The following is a 19,694-nucleotide window of genomic DNA, read 5'->3' as shown; positions in this document are numbered from 1 at the left end:
GTTACTTTTTGTGTGCCATGAAGGTAGGTTGGTGAAAGCCTACCATGTTATATTGAAGATGATACAACAACATGAGTGACCATGTTGCGAAGTATCGGCAAGGGATTTTAGGGTAACTTGTCAAACCGCTCTTTTCTGCAAAACGAGTAATTGAAATGTAGAAAGCGTAAAGAGAAAAGGCGTATTAAAACGTCAGGTATGATATACAGAGATGAATGCGAATGAATCGTTGATGAAACATCGAAAAAACAGAGATATGGATAAAATCGGGTTGTAAAAAGGACTCAGAGATAAGCATTGCGGACGCCTAATTACTGGCAATGTATCCATCGGTGTAAAGACGACATGAATGTATATTGGGCTTCAATATAAAACTTGGGAGAACCACATTTGGCAGCGCGGAAGATGCGTTATGTGGTAGTCGGACTAAGTCATAGTAGTGCTTTAAAGGCCAATGAAAGTTGGTAATAGCGAAGGGCTTAGGATGTGGATATTATTTAACATTAAACAACTCCGTAGAGGAGGAAGATTGAAATGGAAGTAAGAGTAAACCAAAGCATACCAATCGAACGTCAGTGGGTTACGCAGGCATATTTAAAGCTGCGTAAGGGCGGGAAAGCCGTTGGAGTAGATGAAGAAACTTGGAAGGCATTCGAAAAGAAGTTAAGTAGTAATCTCCATAGTATATGGAGCCGACTGGCTTCAGGAAGCTACCATCCAAGTGCAGTTAGAGAAGTAGAAATCCCAAAGAAAGACGGAACGAAGCGCAAGTTGGGTATTCCTACAATACGAGACAGAATCAGTCAACAAGTAGTGAAGGAATATATGGAAAGTCGCATAGATGGAATTTTTCACCAAGATAGTTATGGTTATCGCCCATTAAAGAGCGCACATCAAGCATTACAAACAGTAATTAAGAATTGCTATCAATATGATTGGGTGATAGACATGGATATCAGTAAATTCTTCGATGAGATAGACCATGAAATCATGCTAAAGGCAGTAGCACATGTTATGCCTGAGAAATGGGTATTGATGTATGTTAAAAGATGGTTAGAAATGCCAATCCAAGACAAAGATGGAAGTATAAGGAATAAGGAAGGCAAAGGCACTCCACAAGGCGGAGTTATAAGCCCTTTATTAGCAAACTTATATCTGCACTTTACATTAGATAAATGGTTTGACAAAAACCATCCTGATGTAAGATTTGTAAGATATGCGGATGATGTAGTAGTCCACTGTAAAAGTGAACGACAAGCACAACATATACTTACACAAATCAAGCAACGTCTCGGAGAAGTGAAACTAAGCATCAAAGAAAGCAAAACAAAGATAGCCTATTGCAAAGATTATCGACGGAAAGCAAACCATGAACATGTAACATTTGATTTTCTGGGCTTTAGCTTTAAACCTTCCAAGATGATAATGAAAGACAAACAAATCTTGTTAGGATTCTTAGGAGACATCAGCAAAAGCAGTAAGAAAAAGATAATGGAAGAGTTTCGAATTAATAAAGCGATGAAACATACTGATTTAGAAATACAGGACATTGCAGCAAGAATAAATAGCAAATTGATTGGATGGACAAATTATTATGGTCTCTTCACAAAACGTGGACTAAACACCTGCTTTTATAATTTTAATAAACGGATATTGAAGTGGATTAGAAAGAAGTATAAAACAGGGTCAAAAGAAGCGTTGAACATGTATGAAATGATAAGAAAAGAAAAGCCAGAGCTTTTCTATCATTGGTCAAAAGGGTATTGTTGAAAAGGTTTTAACCGCATCAAGAGCCGTGTGAAGGGAGATCTTCAAGCACGGTTCCGTGAGAGGCTTGCGGGTGAAACTCCCGCTTGCCTACTCGACTTCTGGGTAAGCATTCCAAAGGAATATGTGAGAGCAAAAGATGCAAAAAAGTGACTGCCGTCCGCATAGGACAATGTTAAATCAAAGTGCAAAGGTTTTACTCATTATACATCAAAAAACCTTGCACTTGTATAAAAATATAATTGAATAAAATATTGAAATTCAGCAACATATAATATATTTAGCAAACACTATTTAACGATTTTACAACACAGAAAAAGAGCAAAAGAACGAGACAAAATGTATCAGTTATTTTTTAACAGAGCCTAAGATAGGTTCCGTCAAAGTTAGATAAGACTTTGACAAACGAAGTTGATGTTGCAACAGAATATAAAATTTGCCACTTGGAGCCAATTGATAAAAATTTAAACATACTCTAAACATACTCTTTAAGACCAAATACCAATTTCAGCAAAATATCACTGAAAATTCAAGGTATTTGGCAGGAAACAATGTAATATTATTATCTTTGCCTGTACAATTTAAGAGATAGTGTCATTCATACATTAAGATTTTATGTTCATCATTGTAGAGAGTGGTTCGACCAAGGCAGACTGGGTAGCTGTTGAAATGGATGGAAGACATCAGTTTTTCAAAACCAATGGCATCAACCCATCTACTCAGGTTCAGTTTCCGTTATTGTCTGATCAGGCACTTGTGGATGCAGTTACAAAAGCAAATGACATCTTTTTTTACGGTGCCGGGGCAGATGATCCTTCAAGTCCGGGGCGCATTCAAAAATGGCTGGCTCCATATGGTTTTGCCGGAAAAACTGAGGTTAGATCTGATCTTTATGCTGCGGCGAGAGCCTGTTGCGGACATCAGCCGGGTATAGTTTGTATTCTGGGCACGGGCTCAAACTCATGTGTGTATGATGGCACTGAAATTATTGAAGCCATCCCGTCTTTGGGGTATATATTTAGCGACGAAGGAGGAGGCGTACATCTGGGCAAGGAAATCATAAAAGATTATTTTTATGGCAATATGTCCCAAACTGAAAAATCTCTTTTCGACAACATGTATCACCTTACCAAAGCTCAGGTAATACAGGAAGTGTACAGAAACCAAGCAGGGAGCAGATATATCGCTTCATTTGCGCAGTTTCTTTCACATACAGATGGTATTTGGAAAGATACTCTGATCAAAAGAGTTTTCAGAGAATTTGTCCAATTGCGTATACTAAAATATAAAAATTTTGGTGGATTCCCGGTGGTTTTTGCAGGTTCCATTGCTTACCATTACAGGAGTTATCTTGAAGATGTACTTTTGGAATTTGATATTCGGGCCGGGCTGATTATTAAGCAACCTATACATCAATTGATACAATTTCATTTGAATGATAAATTACAAATGTCCAATGTAGAATGACAATTACAAACTCAATGTCTTTTAGATAAGGTTATATTATGAAGTCCTTCCCAAGGGAAGGATTTAGGATGGGTAAGAACAACTAAAAATACTTTATCTAAACCACATTGATTACAAACTAATATCTAAAGACAACATATATAACCCCTAAAATCACCTAATATTTAAATACCTAAACACCAAAACAAATATGAGTAGTGTAAAAAGAATCGCAGTGTTTACTTCAGGAGGAGATGCTCCCGGCATGAATGCAGCTGTAAGGGCCGTCGTCAGAACAGCCGTATATCACGATCTGCATGTATATGGTATATATAGAGGATACGATGGTATGGTCAATGGTGATATCAAAAGACTGGATGTCGGTGATGTAGCCAATATCATTCAGCGTGGTGGTACGGTACTAAAGACAGCCAGAAGTGAGGCGTTTCGTACACCTGAAGGCAGAAAACAAGCTTTTGAATCTCTGACAGCACATGATATTGATGGAGTAGTAGCTATCGGCGGCAATGGTACTTACACCGGTGCTGATATATTTATGAAGGAGTACAAAATACCTTTTGTTGGACTTCCGGGCACCATCGATAATGACATATTTGGCACAGACTACACCATCGGATTTGATACAGCCATCAATACAGCCATCGAAGCGGTGGATAAGATCAGGGACACCGCAGACTCCCACAACCGTTTATTTTTTGTGGAAGTGATGGGGAGACATGCGGGATTTATTGCCTTGCACACGGGTATTGGCAGTGGCGCAGGTGCTATCTTCCTGCCTGAAACGGAGACCACTATCGATGAACTCAACAGCACACTCCGAAAATCAGTAAAACGACAGAAACTTTTCAATCTCGTCATCGTAGCGGAAGGAAATACTAATGGAGATGCTCACCAGCTGGCCAATGAAATAAAAAGCAGAAATCCGCATTTTGATATAAAAGTGACTATCATAGGCCATCTTCAGCGAGGAGGATCACCTACTGCCATGGATCGCGTCCTGGCCAGCAGGATGGGACACTCCGCTGTCAAAGCCCTCATCAGAGGCGAAGGCGGTGTTGCTCTCGGTATCATCAATGACAAGATCACCTACACTCCATTTTTGGATGCCATAAGCAAAAATAAAACACTGAATAAAGACCTTGTTAAAATGGCGGAGATCCTCGCACTCTGATATGGAAATCTTATTGTTTTATGTGCCGTGTGGTTCAAAAGATGATGCTGAATATTTAGTAAATAAACTATTGGACATTGGTAAGATAGCTTGTGGAAATGTCATTTCCTCACATAGCCTTTTCGTTTGGGATGGCAATATCAACAAGGAAAATTAATGGGTTGGCATCCTTAAAACATTGCCATCAATGGAACAAATTGTGGACAAACAAATTGAAATGTTACATGCTTTCCAGACATCAGCCATCATCCGATGGTCTGCAAGATGCAATGCCGCCTATTTTGATTGGTTGACCAACATGATCACCTTTAAACCTTAACACCCAAAGCCTAAATACCAAACCCATAGCGCAGGATTCCCCTTCAGGGGCAAGGGGTAGCAGAGCCTAATGAGAAAGAAAAACCCATGAACCTTAAACACCCAAAGCCTAAATACCAAACCCATAGCGCAGGATTCCCCTTCAGGGGCAAGGGGTAGCAGAGCCTAATGAGAAAGAAAAACCCATGAACCTTAACACCCAAAGCCTAAATACCAAACCCATAGCGCAGGATTCCCCTTCAGGGGCAAGGGGTAGCATAGCCTAATGAGAAAGAAATACCCATAACCCATAAACCCAAAAATCATAAACCCATAAAATCATAAACCCACTTGCAAGATACCCACAGACATAAAGGATTGAGACAAAAGCTCATCAATGAATTGCGCACCAAAGGCATCACTGACGAACGTATTCTCAGTGCATTCATGGACATACCCAGACACTATTTTTTGGACAAAGCTTTTTCTGACTGGGCTTACAAAGATGTAGCATTCCCTATAGATGCAGACCAGACGATTTCACAGCCATACACCGTGGCAGTGCAGACGACTCTTCTGGATATCAAAAAAGGAGATAAAATTCTGGAGATAGGCACCGGGTCAGGTTATCAGGCATGTGTCTTGTCTTACCTTGGAGCCAAAGTCTATACCATAGAAAGACAAAAAAAACTTTTTGACAAAACATCGAGATTTCTCCACGATATCGGTTTCGGACAAGTGCGCACGCTATACGGAGACGGATATCTTGGCGCTCCGCGATTTGCTCCCTTTGACAAAATTCTGCTTACAGCCGCAGCCACCGAAATACCACAAAAACTCATCGACCAGCTGAAACCTGACGGCATCATGGTCGTCCCTCTTGGAAGCGGTGATATCCAGCAAATGAAGCGTATCATCAAAAACACAGACGGCACCATCCGAGAAGAAAATTATGGCAACTACAGATTCGTCCCCTTCCTGAAAGGTATCCAGGGCTAAGCCCTCGACCACTAAGCAGACGAAGGATGATTGGTGAGCGATGCTACCACTACATGAATCGAATGTCCAAGTTTAGTATTTGCCTTTGCGAAGGATGCGAAAACATCAAAGCGTTTTTTTTTTTGTTTAAGGGTCGCCCGTCGTGACGCTCATCAGTCAAAAAAACCTTTCGACCAGAAGCCGGCATCCGAGAGCGCTGCATTCCCCTTTAGTTATACCGTTGATTTTATAATATTTGGCGGTGTTTTTTTATTACTAAGTGCAAACAAATTTATATGTTTGCACTTGGTAATGGTTTTGATCTCGTGCGCAACTCTTCAATTGAGTTTTGAGACTCTTCCATTGCCTTTTTTATTTTATTTTCTGCTCTTCGAGAAACTGGTGCGTTTTGCATCTTTTCTAGCTCTGCCTTATAATCTGCGGTTTCTTTTTTCCAACTTCTCTATTTGCTGATCTGCGTCTACTGGTTTGTTTTTTTTGTGTTTTAGGTTTTGATGAATCGTATGCCTCTTTGTTTGTAAGCATACCATAGATCACTCTTGTTAACTTGTTCATTATTACACCTAAAGCATCGTTATAGGTCTTACCTTTCGCTCTTTGATTTGAATATACCTCTTTAAAATAAGGGTCATACATAATCGCATTTTTAGCTACCATGTATATTGTACCCCTATATGAACTACTTCCTTTTTTGCTCATTTTAGGTTTCTTTGATATATCACCACTTGTATGGTTTTCTGGGTGTACTCCAAAATAGCAACAAAGTGATGCGGCACTGTTAAATCGATTTATATCTTCTATTTCTATGCTTAATGACACTGCTGACTCGATGCCGCAACCAGGAATTGTGACTAATAAATCCGCTAAGTCGTTGGCTCCGTGTTTAGCAAGTTCTGATTGAAGTTCTTTGATCTGGGTGGAGAATAAGTTAATAGTTTGGGCCAATGTTTTAATATTTAGCTCAGTAAGTATCGTATTACCCGACCCTGAATCTAGCTTCACCGCTTTTTGGATGGCCTCAGCCTTCTCCATGGTTAACCCTTTGATTTTAGCCAAAGAAGCTGTTTTCGCATTTAATATCTTTGCCTTTGATGGATACTTTTGAAGTAATTTATACATGTATTTTGGCATGCCATTTTTACTAAAAGTTAAAAGACCAGGAATACAACTATACACTACTTTCTCAAGTTGGTTGATATTTCTCGTCTTTTGTTTAATAAATCCTTGTATAGTTTTGTGCATCTGTTTCGCAGTATAAAAATGTAAGGATCTAGGCTTGGCTTTCTCTAGTTCCTCATAATTTTCAGATACATGCCTAGCTATAATTTCACTACTGATGGCGTCATTAATATTGCGATGCATATTCTTTTTTGACTCATGATGTGTCCGCAACGGATTAATCCTGAACATGATGATTCGCTTATCAAAACTTACCAATTGATTATACCAATTGTTTTCATACCCACCGGTACTTTCAATAGCCAAATAGATTTTATCAATAGACAAAAGTGCCTGTGATAAGACTTTTTGAGTTCATCAAGACCGGATTGATTATCAATAAAATTCATCCTGCGATTAGTAAATTCATTACCCTTCGAAATTAAACTGAAATCACAATAACCTTTACTTGCGTCCAGTCCTCCAAATCCAACTTTCATACATAAATTACTTTAAAATGTGTTAAAAAAATGTCAAGCCTTACATTCCCTTATATTATACGATATCAATGTATCAAGTTATACCTCATGATTAAGCTTGGCGAAAGGGACACTAAAGGACGATATCTAAGTATCAAGGGGTGTTCCCCTTCAACCGCCAAGTTATAAATTATTTGTTTATCTTGAAACCATTAATTTTTAAAATGCAAACATATAAGGGGCCAGGGGTAGCAGAGCCAAATGTGAAAATCCCAAATCCCAAAATCCACATCCCAAAACTCAAACCCCACATCCGAGAGCGCTGCATTCCCCTTATAGGGGCCAGAGGTAGCAGAGCCAAATGTAAAAATCCCAAATCCCAAAATCCACATCCCAAAGTAAACCCCACATAGAGAGCTTTAAGTGACCCAGGGTGGCAGAGCAGTATCCAAACCCCAAAGCCAACCCATATTTTTTATTTTATACTAAACAGAAAATTGAATGCGAAAATTTATAATCATAATTATTTAATTTACAATACATTATGATTTAAATTTTTCGCAAAATATTTTCTGTTCACTTTAAAGCACCTGACAAGCTCAGAATGCCTCATCTTAGATATATAATTCTATATAATTCTGTTATTTACTTATATTGTAAAAAAATTATATGCATTATTTTTAATTATATAAGCAAAAATCCTATTTTTGTACCTTTATCAAAATAATTAATTTCAACATGATGAGAAGCCATTTCCCCATTGCTACTTTTTTATTTTTCCTGGGTTTTATTTTAACCGGTATTACTTCAAGTGCACAATTTGAATCAAAGGCAGAAATTGCAAGAGCTCTTTTGTCAAATTTGTCCCTAAATGGATCATTTGCTAATTCAAACTTTGAAGACATGAAAGTCTCTTCAGAAACTTTCAGCAAAACGTCTCGATTGAATCATGTTTATTTTCAGCAATATTTTGATGGTGTACCTGTACACAACGCTATTTTGGGAGCTCATATTAAAGCAGATAATACCTTGTTTTCGCAAACTTCTACATTTATAAATGTAGCTGAAGGTAGCCTTAGTATATCTGAAACTGCAGTAACTCATGAAAATGCTATAAGAATAGCTTCCAAACATTTTGGTTATATTGTCCCGACTGAATTTAAAATAAAAAATCAAGCTGTTGGTAAAAACAGAAAAACAGTTTATTTTGGTGGAGATGTATCTCAGGATGCCATACCGGTAGAATTGATTTGGCTTCCTTTGGGAAATGCAACAGCAACATTGTGCTGGCAGGTTCAGATTCATGAACCCAATGGGGCTAATTATTGGTCAGTCAGAATAGATGCTAATTCTGGTGAAGTTTTGGACAAACATAACATGGTGATCACATGCAGTTTTGGCATTTCAGAAGCAAAATGTAATCATTCAGAAGTGGAGCACAATATCCAAAGGACATTTATGCCACCGACAGCTTTTAAGGAAGAATTCTCACAAGAGATGGAGATGTTAAGCCCAGCGGATGGCAGCAGTTACAGAGTTTTTAGAGAACCGGCTGAAAGCCCTATTCACACAAGCACGGTATCACCCGCAGATGGCAGGACTATTGCTGTTGAACCAGCTCATCCTGTTGCCTCTCCTTTCGGTTGGCATGACACTGATGGTGTGGCCGGCGCTGAATTTACGATCACCAGGGGCAATAATACACATGCATATACAGATCTTGACGCAAATGATATTCCTGATCCGGGGACTTCACCTGATGGAGGTGCAGGATTGGATTTTAATACACCATTGGATTTGACTATGGGACCTACTACATATAGACCATCTGCGGTAGTCAATCTTTTTTATTGGAATAATTATATGCATGATTTTGCTCATAAATATGGCTTTGATGAAGCCAGTGGCAATTTTCAGGTAAATAATTATGGCAGAGGCGGCACAGGTGGTGATGATGTCAGAGCCGAAGCTCAGGATGGTTCAGCTACCAATAATGCTACTTTTCTGACACTTCCGGAAGGCCAGAGACCCAGAATGCACATGTTTGTATGGACAAATACTAACCCAAACAGGGATAGCGATTTTGATAATGGAATCATAGCTCACGAGTATGCTCACGGTATTTCTACAAGATTGGCAGGTGGCCCAGCTACCACAGCTTGCTTGAGTGGTCAGGAACAGATGGGAGAAGGATGGAGCGATTATTATTCTTTGATGACTACTTCCTTGCCTACCGATGTGGCCAATACTCCAAGAGGTATTGGAACCTATGTGCTTGGACAACCTACGACAGGTGCCGGGATAAGACCCAGAAGGTACACTCCGGATATGACAGTAAATGAAGTTACCTATGATTTTATTAAAACTGCTTCAATTCCTCATGGTGTTGGATTTGTCTGGGCAACGATGCTTTGGGATCTTACTTGGGCATTGAGAGACAGACATGGACTTACAGCAGGCACAGACATTTCTATCAATTTGGTAAATCAAGGCCTAAAACTTCAGGTTTGTAATGCAGGTTTTGTAGATGGCAGAAATGCAATCATTCAGGCTGATATGGCATTGAACGGAGGAGCTAATGTCTGTCTTATCTGGCAGGTATTCGCTCGACGAGGGCTTGGATTTAGTGCTTCTCAGGGACTGTCTTCCAGCCGTTCAGATGGTACTCAGGCTTTTGACCTTCCACCATCTTGCATTGGAGTTGCTACACCTTCAGGAGTACTCGCATCAGACGGCACATTTAATGATAAAGTTAGGGTGACATGGAATGGCAATCCCGGCAACTGGTTCAGAGTGTACAGAAATACCACCAATGATTCAGGTACAGCAGCAGCATTGGGTAGCTGGCAAAATACCACTACTTACGATGATGCTTCAGCTGTAGCAGGCACGACCTACCACTATTGGGTGAGAGCCGCATCTGATAATACGGGAGCCAATATATCTGCCTTTAGTACGGGAGACACCGGCTTCAGAGCCACATCAGGACCTACCGTTACTGTTCCTGCAAGTGTACAGGCATCAGACGGCACATTTACCGACAAAGTAAGAGTGACATGGACAGATACCTGGCAACTGGTTCAGAGTGTACAGAAATACTACTAACGACTCCGGCACTTCCACTGCCTTGGGTAGCTGGCAGAATACTACTACTTATGATGATGCCTCAGCCGTAGCGGGTACGACCTACCACTATTGGGTGAGAGCCTCATCTGACAATACGGGAGCCAACATATCGGCCTTCAGTACAGGAGATGCAGGTTTCAGAGCACTACCTCCGGGTACCGTAACCATACCTACTAATGTGCAGGCAACTGACGGTGCATTTTCAGACAAAGTTCAAATCACATGGTCAGGTACATCAGGTAATTGGTTTAGAGTATTCAGATCCACATCCAACAACTCAAGCAGAGCAACAGCCTTGGGAAATTGGCAGACTGGAATGACTTTTGATGACAGCACTGTGCCTCAAGGCACTACCTTCTGGTATTTTGTAAGAGCAGCTGCTGACAATGCAGGAGCCAATACTTCCGCCTTCAGTACAGGAGACTCAGGATTCAGAACTTTTGGCGGACCTACAGTCACTGTCCCTGCCAATGTTCAGGCCACAGATGGCACCTTTACCGACAAAGTACGGGTGACATGGACCGGTACCTCAGGCAATTGGTTCAGAGTATACAGAAATACAACTAACGACTCCGGCACTTCTACCGCCTTGGGCAGCTGGCAGAATACCACAACCTACGACGATGCATCCGCAGTAGCAGGTACGACCTACCACTATTGGGTGAGAGCCGCATCTGACAATACAGGAGCCAATATATCTGCCTTCAGTACAGGAGACACCGGCTTCCGCGCCACATCAGGTCCAGTGGTGACAGTGCCGGCAAGTGTACAGGCATCAGACGGCACCTTTACAGACAAAGTTCAAGTCACCTGGACCGGTACAGCTGGCAATTGGTTCAGAGTGTACAGAAATACCACCAATGATTCGGGCACAGCGACAGCACTTGGCAGCTGGCAGAATACCACAACCTACGACGATGCATCCGCAGTAGCAGGTACGACCTACCACTATTGGGTGAGAGCCGCATCTGACAATAGCGGAGCCAATATATCTGCCTTCAGTACAGGAGACACCGGCTTCCGCGCCACATCAGGTCAATGGTGACAGTCCCTGCCAATGTCCAGGCATCAGATGGTACCTTTACCGACAAAGTACAGGTGACCTGGACCGGTACCTCAGGCAACTGGTTCAGAGTGTACAGAAATACCACCAATGACTCAGGCACAGCGACAGCACTTGGCAGCTGGCAGAATACTACTACCTACGATGATGCATCCGCTGTAGCCGGTACGACCTACCACTATTGGGTGAGAGCAGCATCTGACAATAGCGGAGCCAATATTTCAGCATTCAGCACAGGAGATACTGGTTTCAGGGCAAGCCCTCCGGGTACGGTTACCGTACCTGCTAATGTACAGGCATCAGATGGAACATTTTCCGACAGAGTAAGAGTGACCTGGACAGGAACTTCCGGTAACTGGTTCAGAGTATATCGCCCAATACTAATAATATAAGCAGATCAACCGCTCTGGGCAGCTGGCAAAATACCATGAGTTATGATGACTTTACGCCCAATGTAGGGACAACCTACTTCTACTGGGTAAGAGCAGCATCTGATAATGGAGGATCCAATATCTCAGCTTTCAGTACTGGAAATAGTGGCTTCAGGGTCTTTTCCGGCAGTATCATCAACAATGGCAGCAATCAGGACCAGGTAAAGAGTGTTGAGAACATACTTCAGGTATTTCCAAATCCTGCCAATACTTCTTCCAATTTTATCATCAACTCGAGTCTGATGCAGGAGGCAGATGGCAATATCATAATCCTTGATGTGGCAGGAAAAATAGTAAAAGAATTGAGGTATTCAGCAGATCAAAAGATCTTCATTGAGACTCCCGAAAAGCCGGGTATATTTATAGTCATGATCAAATCTGATAATGGCAAATCCGAATCCGCAAGATTTATTGTGGATTAGAGTAGTTATTGCATAAGATTTTCCTAATATTTAAAAGGCGAACCCCAAAAATGTTCGCCTTTTTTCATAGTTTCAGTATACATTCAATTGTTTATACCCATAGGACAAAAAAGATTTTCTTTATGATAATCAAATTGGGACTTCACCTTATCAGTAGATTCCATGAGAAAATACACTGAAATCTTCTTTTGAACTACCCCTTTTCTATTATTTTTAATATAAATATTTGTATTATATGAAAAAATCAATAATTTTGTCAGTTCTTAATTTTTGGTGCGACTTTTGTTATAAATTAATTTGTGTTTTAGAGTATGTTTAAAATTTTTCTTAGTTGTAAATCAAGAGATTATGGTTCTGACAATAAAATAATCAACGCATTTAGTGAACTACATAAGGCGATTATTTTGAAGTCAGGTTCATAATACATTGATTTTAAGGCAATAAAAATTTAAACATACTCTTAAATAATTAGAATAAAAATTAATAATTAGAATAAAAATAAATTGATTCTAAGGAATCTCCAGCAAAGATTGATTATTAAATATTTTAAAATACTCTTAGATTGTATGAAAATTGTATTAAACCTTAAAAAACTCTTTTTTTTATTTCTTATTGGTTTTTTGTCTGCTACTATCGTTTCAGGACAAGCTTGGGTTGACCGCATTCCCGCCAGAGCTGATGGCAAAAAACCATCTTTTTTAGATCATCAAAAGGCCTTTTATGATTACTGGAAAGGAAAACAAATAGACCATAATGGTTACTATGTTGAAAACGGTATACGGAAGAAGGCTGCAGGCTGGAAACAATTCAAACGGTGGGAATGGGAGATGGAAAGAAAAATTGACTACAAAACAGGATATTTGCCCAACAAAACTGCCTTTGAAATTTATAAAGAGTACCAAAGAAATAATAGAAATGGAGCGCGTGCTACCACTGCAAGTTGGACAAATCTTGGTCCAAACAGTTCGACCGGAGGATATGCCGGAGTAGGCAGATTAAATTGCGTGGCTTTTCATCCCACAGATCCCAATACTTACTGGGTAGGCGCTCCTGCCGGTGGTCTTTGGCGTACAAATAACGGTGGTAGTACCTGGACGGTGCTGACAGATCAAAACCCTGTTCTCGGGATCAGTGATATCCTCATCCCTTCCAACTTTGCTACCTCCAATACAATTTATCTTGCTACCGGAGATAAAAATGCTTTGGACAATAACAGCGTTGGAGTATTGAAATCTACCGATGGTGGTAACACCTGGAACACCACAGGACTTTCATTCAACATCGGAGATGGCAGACGAGTGACAAAACTCCTGCAGGATCCTAACGATCCGAACACAATTCTGGCTTCTACGAGTATAGGGGTTTATAAAACCACTAATGGAGGCGCTTCCTGGACTCAACTTACCACACTCGCCTTTGCAGATTTAGAGCACAAGCCCGGTGATTTCAATACACTTTATGGCGGTACTTTGACTGGTGGAGCTATACATATGTCTTCCAACGGAGGCACATCCTGGACTCAGGTTTTTGTTAATAGCCAGGGTCGTCGTGTGGAATTAGCAGTAACTCCGGCTGACCCCTCTATCGTGTATGCAATTATAGGACGCTCTAGCAATCACGGATTGCTGGGCATATATACTTCAGCCAATTCAGGTACATCTTTTAATACTACCTATACTGGTCCGATAAACATGCTTGGCTGGGAACAGTCCGGCACTGACTCAGGTGGCCAGGCATGGTATGACCTGTGTATCGATGCGTCACCTACCAATGCCAATACACTTTTGGTCGGTGGCGTAAACACCTGGCGTTCTACCAATGGTGGTACTGCATGGTCGATTGTCAACCACTGGACTGGTGGTGACGGATCTATACCGGCAGTACATGCTGACAAACATATGTTGAGATACAGGCCATCTGATGGCTTACTATTTGAGTGTAATGATGGAGGTGTGTACTCTTCAACCAATAACGGAACAGCATGGACTGACAGAACAAATGGTATGATCATCTCTCAAATGTATAAACTGGGCAATTCGGTGACAGTACCGGGTGTTGTTGTTGCCGGCCTTCAGGATAACGGTACAAAACAAAGAACCAGCACTGGCACCTGGAGAGATGTTCTGGGTGGCGACGGTATGGAGTGCGCCATAGATTATACAGATATTAATGTACAGTATGGATGTATACAAAGTGGCGAATTGCGCAGAACGACCAACGACTGGGCTTCTGCTACAAACATAAAACCTCCGGGACAATCTGGCGCATGGGTGACTCCATATGTCATTCACCCTACAAACCCTCAGATACTATTCTCAGGATATAGTAATGTGTACAGATCTGTCAATCGTGGTACTTCATGGACTGCGATTTCTACGATAAATTCATCAGACAGATTGCGCAATCTGGTCGTTGCTCAGACCAACGATCAGGTAATTTATACATCAGACCAATTCAATTTCTACAGAACCACCAACGGCGGCACCAATTGGGACAACCTGACTTCCTCTTTGCCAACAGCAGTCGCAGGATTGGTGATTACTTCCATAGCTATCAAATCCAATGATCCAAATCATATCTGGATGTCTTTTGGCGGATATAATGCTACGAGAGTTTTCCAATCTACCAATGGTGGCAATACCTGGACAGATATTTCTGCAGGATTACCAAATCTGCCAATTTATTCTGTTATTCAGAATACTCAGATTACCACTGAGACCCACCTGTATGCAGGTTCTGAACTGGGAGTTTATTTCAAAAAGGGAAATGACAACTGGATTGCATACAATACCAATCTTGCCAATGTACAGATCGGTGAATTGGAAATATTTTATAACACAGCCAATCCGGAAAATTCTATCCTTAGGGCAGCAACTTTTGGACGGGGATTATGGGAAACACCGGTATATTTTTCAACCGGAGGCGGACCTACCGTTACCGTTCCTGCAAGTGTACAAGCTACTGACGGCACATTTACCGACAAAGTAAGAGTGACATGGACAGGTACATCCGGCAACTGGTTCAGAGTGTACAGAAATACCACCAGTGATTCAGGTACAGCAGCAGCATTGGGTAGCTGGCAAAATACCACTACTTACGATGATGCTTCAGCTGTAGCAGGCACGACCTACCACTATTGGGTGAGAGCCGCATCTGATAATACGGGAGCCAATATATCTGCCTTTAGTACGGGAGACACCGGCTTCAGAGCCACATCAGGACCTACCGTTACTGTTCCTGCAAGTGTACAGGCATCAGACGGCACATTTACCGACAAAGTAAGAGTGACATGGACAGGTACCTCCGGCAACTGGTTCAGAGTGTACAGAAATACTACTAACGACTCCGGCACTTCCACTGCCTTGGGTAGCTGGCAGAATACTACTACTTATGATGATGCCTCAGCCGTAGCGGGTACGACCTACCACTATTGGGTGAGAGCCTCATCTGACAATACGGGAGCCAACATATCGGCCTTCAGTACAGGAGATGCAGGTTTCAGAGCACTACCTCCGGGTACCGTAACCATACCTACTAATGTGCAGGCAACTGACGGTGCATTTTCAGACAAAGTTCAAATCACATGGTCAGGTACATCAGGTAATTGGTTTAGAGTATTCAGATCCACATCCAACAACTCAAGCAGAGCAACAGCCTTGGGAAATTGGCAGACTGGAATGACTTTTGATGACAGCACTGTGCCCTCAAGGCACTACCTTCTGGTATTTTGTAAGAGCAGCTGCTGACAATGCAGGAGCCAATACTTCCGCCTTCAGTACAGGAGACTCAGGATTCAGAACTTTTGGCGGACCTACAGTCACTGTCCCTGCCAATGTTCAGGCCACAGATGGCACCTTTACCGACAAAGTACGGGTGACATGGACCGGTACCTCAGGCAATTGGTTCAGAGTATACAGAAATACAACTAACGACTCCGGCACTTCTACCGCCTTGGGCAGCTGGCAGAATACCACAACCTACGACGATGCATCCGCAGTAGCAGGTACGACCTACCACTATTGGGTGAGAGCCGCATCTGACAATACAGGAGCCAATATATCTGCCTTCAGTACAGGAGACACCGGCTTCCGCGCCACATCAGGTCCAGTGGTGACAGTGCCGGCAAGTGTACAGGCATCAGACGGCACCTTTACAGACAAAGTTCAAGTCACCTGGACCGGTACAGCTGGCAATTGGTTCAGAGTGTACAGAAATACCACCAATGATTCGGGCACAGCGACAGCACTTGGCAGCTGGCAGAATACCACAACCTACGACGATGCATCCGCAGTAGCAGGTACGACCTACCACTATTGGGTGAGAGCCGCATCTGACAATAGCGGAGCCAATATATCTGCCTTCAGTACAGGAGACACCGGCTTCCGCGCCACATCAGGTCCAATGGTGACAGTACCTGCAAGTGTACAGGCATCAGACGGCACCTTTACCGACAAAGTTCAAGTCACCTGGACCGGTACCTCAGGCAACTGGTTCAGAGTGTACAGAAATACCACCAATGACTCAGGCACAGCGACAGCACTTGGCAGCTGGCAGAATACTACTACCTACGATGATGCATCCGCTGTAGCCGGTACGACCTACCACTATTGGGTGAGAGCCGCATCTGACAATAGCGGAGCCAATATTTCAGCATTCAGCACAGGAGATACTGGTTTCAGGGCAAGCCCTCCGGGTACGGTTACCGTACCTGCTAATGTACAGGCATCAGATGGAACATTTTCCGACAGAGTAAGAGTGACCTGGACAGGAACTTCCGGTAACTGGTTCAGAGTATATCGCTCCAATACTAATAATATAAGCAGATCAACCGCTCTGGGCAGCTGGCAAAATACCATGAGTTATGATGACTTTACGCCCAATGTAGGGACAACCTACTTCTACTGGGTAAGAGCAGCATCTGATAATGGAGGATCCAATATCTCAGCTTTCAGTACTGGAAATAGTGGCTTCAGGGTCTTTTCGGCAGTATCATCAACAATGGCAGCAATCAGGACCAGGTAAAGAGTGTTGAGAACATACTTCAGGTATTTCCAAATCCTGCCAATACTTCTTCCAATTTTATCATCAACTCGAGTCTGATGCAGGAGGCAGATGGCAATATCATAATCCTTGATGTGGCAGGAAAAATAGTAAAAGAATTGAGGTATTCAGCAGATCAAAAGATCTTCATTGAGACTCCCGAAAAGCCGGGTATATTTATAGTCATGATCAAATCTGATAATGGCAAATCCGAAAAAACCAGATTGGCAGTAGAATAAAATATTATTTGTATAATGATGGTCAGACCACTCATAAAAGCACAAACCACGGCATTGGTGGTTTGTGCTTTTTGTTGTGCGCCAAGCATGTTTAATATCTAAGGGGTGAAAGTCCTCGACGAGCCAGCCGATAGGAATCGTTAGCCAATAGCAAGGGTGTCTTGAGTAATTGAGAATCTGAAGGAAGCAGGCGGCAAGAGTGTGATTGAACGAACAGAAACATATTATAAGGCTTACATTGTGGGTAAGTGAGCAATAGATTGCGAAGCCCAATAGTCGGACGTAAACAATGGTAGTAAAATATGTCAGTTACACGGAAAGAGATTGAACTTACCTTGGGGAGATCCTATAAATAGCGACCTGAGACGGAACAAAGCGCAAGGGAAGTAAAGGACTATTTAAAGGAAGTCAGCAGAGATCATAGTAGTGAAGAATCATCTGTAATGGATGTGGAGCGAAGGATCGAATCTTTAGGATGTTAATTTTTTTGAAAGTAATGGTAAAGGCCAATGATTAAGGACAAGGAAAATGCTAAACCGATGCAACCTGCTGGACAGGGAGAAGGAAATAATAGCAGCCTATTCAATGATGAACTACCCGTATGGTACGACGGAAGTGGAAAGGTATGTCCGAAGTGGACTTCCAGATGCTGGCAAGAGAGAGAACAGACGATGAACGTACTGGAAGAGATAGCGTCGCTAAGGAATCTAGTAAAAGCCTACCGACACGTGAAAACGAACGCAGGTAGTCCGGGAGTAGATGGAATAGATGTCAAGGAGTTCGGAAAATGGTTTAGAACGCACCATGGAGCACTAAAGACAGAAATCCTAAACGGAGACTATCGCCCTTCATTAGTACGTGGAGTAGAGATACCGAAACCCAAAGGGGGCAAAAGGCTACTGGGCATACCGACGGTAAAAGACCGAGTTGTACAGCAAGCAATTAGCCAAGTGATGGTAAGGTATTATGAAGTTACATTTACGGAAAGCAGCCATGGATTTAGGCCAGGCCGTGGAACAGAGAGCGCACTAAAGTTAGCCCAGTCACACGTTAAAACAGGGAAGACACGAGTAGTCGACATCGACTTAGAGAAATTCTTTGATGAAGTGAATCATAGCCGATTGATGTGGCATCTGAGTTTACGGATGGGTGACAAACGATTACTAGACCTAATCAGAAAGATACTACGTAGTGGCATACTGTTAGGTGGCGTATCGCATCAACGGATAAAGGGGACACCACAAGGAAGCCCACTGAGTCCGTTGTTATCCAACATCGTATTAGATGAACTGGACCAAGAACTGGCTAGGCGTGGACTGAGTTATGTAAGATACGCAGATGACGTTTTGATCTTTGTAAGAAGTAAACAAAGTGCCGAACGGGTATATGTTAGCATTAGCGAATACATAACTAAGAAAATGCGTCTGAAAGTAAATGTAGAAAAGAGCGGAGTACGGAAAGTACATGAAGTAGCGTTTTTAGGTCATAGTCTAGGTGGTGGTGGTCGCCTTTATCTAAGTAAGCCGAGCGAATTACGACTTAAGTCGAAGCTAAAAGATCTGACATCACGTCGACGTGGGATCAGTCTGGATCAGTTGATAAAGGAAGTAAATAGCTTATTGCGTGGTTGGTTACAATACTTCAAGAGATCAGAAATGAAATCGAAGATAGAAAGAATCAACAGCTGGCTGAAAAGACGAATAAGATGCTTTAGGATAAAACAATGCAAACGCAAGATTGGTATTGTCAGATTCCTAAGGAGCCAAGGCGTAAGTGAGAAATTGAGCTGGCTGACAGCCCTAAGTGGCAAAGGCTGGTGGCGTCTATCAAACACTCCAGGCACCAATATCGGGATGAATAACGAGTGGTTTACAAAGATTGGATACTACGATTTAGTCTCCAACTACAACCATCTGCACAAATCCACCTAAAGAAACCGCCGTACACGTAAGTACATACGGTGGTGTGAGAAGACGACAAAGGTAATCTATTTTTTTAATTACCTTTGTCTCTTACTCGATTGATAGCATAACCC

General features: G+C 42.0%; 16 protein-coding genes. 13 read left to right on the top strand and 3 right to left on the bottom strand.

Translation table 11 applies throughout. The features are described from left to right. The first annotated feature begins 534 nt into the window (after positions 1 to 534). The 5 genes from ltrA (IPK35_04460) (at position 535) to IPK35_04440 (ending at position 5,701) form a co-directional block, all read left to right on the top strand. Positions 535 to 1,770 carry a group II intron reverse transcriptase/maturase gene (ltrA, locus tag IPK35_04460; GenBank protein ID MBK8052537.1) on the top strand — a complete coding sequence of 412 codons (1,236 nt, stop codon included), beginning with the start codon at positions 535 to 537 and terminating at the stop codon, positions 1,768 to 1,770. Between the two features lie 612 nt (positions 1,771 to 2,382). Further along, a complete protein-coding gene (locus tag IPK35_04455) occupies positions 2,383 to 3,234 on the top strand; it encodes a hypothetical protein (GenBank protein ID MBK8052536.1) in 852 nt (283 codons plus the stop codon). 190 nt (positions 3,235 to 3,424) lie between these two features. Next, complete coding sequence (gene pfkA / locus IPK35_04450) at positions 3,425 to 4,405, top strand: 6-phosphofructokinase (GenBank protein MBK8052535.1); 981 nt, start codon at positions 3,425 to 3,427, stop codon at positions 4,403 to 4,405. A 1-nt stretch (position 4,406) separates the two neighbouring features. Further along, positions 4,407 to 4,562 carry a divalent cation tolerance protein CutA gene (gene cutA / locus IPK35_04445; protein MBK8052534.1) on the top strand — a complete coding sequence of 52 codons (156 nt, stop codon included), beginning with the start codon at positions 4,407 to 4,409 and terminating at the stop codon, positions 4,560 to 4,562. A gap of 491 nt (positions 4,563 to 5,053) precedes the next feature. Then, a complete protein-coding gene (locus tag IPK35_04440; protein MBK8052533.1) occupies positions 5,054 to 5,701 on the top strand; it encodes a protein-L-isoaspartate(D-aspartate) O-methyltransferase in 648 nt (215 codons plus the stop codon). A gap of 399 nt (positions 5,702 to 6,100) precedes the next feature. Here the strand turns inward: IPK35_04440 and IPK35_04435 are convergent, their stop codons facing one another. The 3 genes from IPK35_04435 to IPK35_04425 all read right to left on the bottom strand — a co-directional run bounded on the left by IPK35_04435 (position 6,101) and on the right by IPK35_04425 (position 8,270). Next, positions 6,101 to 7,186 carry a transposase gene (locus tag IPK35_04435; protein ID MBK8052532.1) on the bottom strand — a complete coding sequence of 362 codons (1,086 nt, stop codon included), beginning with the start codon at positions 7,184 to 7,186 and terminating at the stop codon, positions 6,101 to 6,103. After that, positions 7,132 to 7,359 carry a hypothetical protein gene (locus IPK35_04430; GenBank protein MBK8052531.1) on the bottom strand — a complete coding sequence of 76 codons (228 nt, stop codon included), beginning with the start codon at positions 7,357 to 7,359 and terminating at the stop codon, positions 7,132 to 7,134. Before IPK35_04430 ends, IPK35_04435 begins: the two co-directional genes overlap by 55 nt. Positions 7,360 to 8,039: 680 nt before the next feature. Beyond that, entirely contained in the window at positions 8,040 to 8,270 is a 231-nt protein-coding gene (locus IPK35_04425; GenBank protein MBK8052530.1) for a hypothetical protein, read from the bottom strand. A 10-nt stretch (positions 8,271 to 8,280) separates the two neighbouring features. Between IPK35_04425 and IPK35_04420 the strand changes: the two genes are divergently transcribed. The 8 genes from IPK35_04420 (at position 8,281) to ltrA (IPK35_04385) (ending at position 19,590) form a co-directional block, all read left to right on the top strand. After that, positions 8,281 to 10,443: a M36 family metallopeptidase gene (locus IPK35_04420; protein ID MBK8052529.1), complete on the top strand. Its 2,163-nt coding sequence runs from the start codon at positions 8,281 to 8,283 to the stop codon at positions 10,441 to 10,443. Beyond that, positions 10,424 to 11,509 carry a hypothetical protein gene (locus IPK35_04415; protein ID MBK8052528.1) on the top strand — a complete coding sequence of 362 codons (1,086 nt, stop codon included), beginning with the start codon at positions 10,424 to 10,426 and terminating at the stop codon, positions 11,507 to 11,509. The genes IPK35_04420 and IPK35_04415 overlap by 20 nt, the downstream gene beginning before the upstream one ends. Then, a complete protein-coding gene (locus tag IPK35_04410; GenBank protein ID MBK8052527.1) occupies positions 11,503 to 11,919 on the top strand; it encodes a hypothetical protein in 417 nt (138 codons plus the stop codon). The genes IPK35_04415 and IPK35_04410 overlap by 7 nt, the downstream gene beginning before the upstream one ends. A 35-nt stretch (positions 11,920 to 11,954) precedes the next feature. Then, on the top strand, positions 11,955 to 12,380 hold the full coding sequence (locus IPK35_04405; GenBank protein ID MBK8052526.1) for a T9SS type A sorting domain-containing protein: 426 nt from the start codon (positions 11,955 to 11,957) through the stop codon (positions 12,378 to 12,380). 566 nt (positions 12,381 to 12,946) lie between these two features. Further along, entirely contained in the window at positions 12,947 to 16,126 is a 3,180-nt protein-coding gene (locus IPK35_04400) for a hypothetical protein (protein MBK8052525.1), read from the top strand. Next, the gene (locus IPK35_04395; protein MBK8052524.1) at positions 16,068 to 17,402 is read left to right on the top strand and encodes a hypothetical protein; all 1,335 of its coding nucleotides are present in this window, start codon (positions 16,068 to 16,070) and stop codon (positions 17,400 to 17,402) included. The genes IPK35_04400 and IPK35_04395 overlap by 59 nt, the downstream gene beginning before the upstream one ends. After that, positions 17,369 to 17,659 carry a T9SS type A sorting domain-containing protein gene (locus tag IPK35_04390; protein MBK8052523.1) on the top strand — a complete coding sequence of 97 codons (291 nt, stop codon included), beginning with the start codon at positions 17,369 to 17,371 and terminating at the stop codon, positions 17,657 to 17,659. The genes IPK35_04395 and IPK35_04390 overlap by 34 nt, the downstream gene beginning before the upstream one ends. Positions 17,660 to 18,198: 539 nt before the next feature. Then, entirely contained in the window at positions 18,199 to 19,590 is a 1,392-nt protein-coding gene (gene ltrA, locus IPK35_04385) for a group II intron reverse transcriptase/maturase (protein ID MBK8052522.1), read from the top strand. The last annotated feature ends 104 nt before the right edge of the window (positions 19,591 to 19,694 follow it).

This window comes from Saprospiraceae bacterium (genome assembly GCA_016713025.1).
Lineage (GTDB): Bacteria > Bacteroidota > Bacteroidia > Chitinophagales > Saprospiraceae > OLB9.
The sequence above is the reverse complement of the archived record's forward strand: the minus strand, read 5'-3'. Positions and strand labels throughout refer to the sequence as shown.

Bases quoted from the DNA above. Each gene is read 5' to 3' on its own strand.
- IPK35_04400 (MBK8052525.1), top strand. From the start codon at position 12,947: ATGAAAATTGTATTAAACCTTAAAAAACTCTTTTTTTTATTTCTTATT.
- pfkA (MBK8052535.1), top strand. From the start codon at position 3,425: ATGAGTAGTGTAAAAAGAATCGCAGTGTTTACTTCAGGAGGAGATGCT.
- cutA (MBK8052534.1), top strand. From the start codon at position 4,407: ATGGAAATCTTATTGTTTTATGTGCCGTGTGGTTCAAAAGATGATGCT.
- IPK35_04455 (MBK8052536.1), top strand. From the start codon at position 2,383: ATGTTCATCATTGTAGAGAGTGGTTCGACCAAGGCAGACTGGGTAGCT.
- ltrA (MBK8052537.1), top strand. From the start codon at position 535: ATGGAAGTAAGAGTAAACCAAAGCATACCAATCGAACGTCAGTGGGTT.
- IPK35_04430 (MBK8052531.1), bottom strand. From the start codon at position 7,359: ATGAAAGTTGGATTTGGAGGACTGGACGCAAGTAAAGGTTATTGTGAT.
- IPK35_04395 (MBK8052524.1), top strand. From the start codon at position 16,068: ATGACAGCACTGTGCCCTCAAGGCACTACCTTCTGGTATTTTGTAAGA.
- IPK35_04410 (MBK8052527.1), top strand. From the start codon at position 11,503: ATGGTGACAGTCCCTGCCAATGTCCAGGCATCAGATGGTACCTTTACC.
- IPK35_04405 (MBK8052526.1), top strand. From the start codon at position 11,955: ATGAGTTATGATGACTTTACGCCCAATGTAGGGACAACCTACTTCTAC.
- ltrA (MBK8052522.1), top strand. From the start codon at position 18,199: ATGCAACCTGCTGGACAGGGAGAAGGAAATAATAGCAGCCTATTCAAT.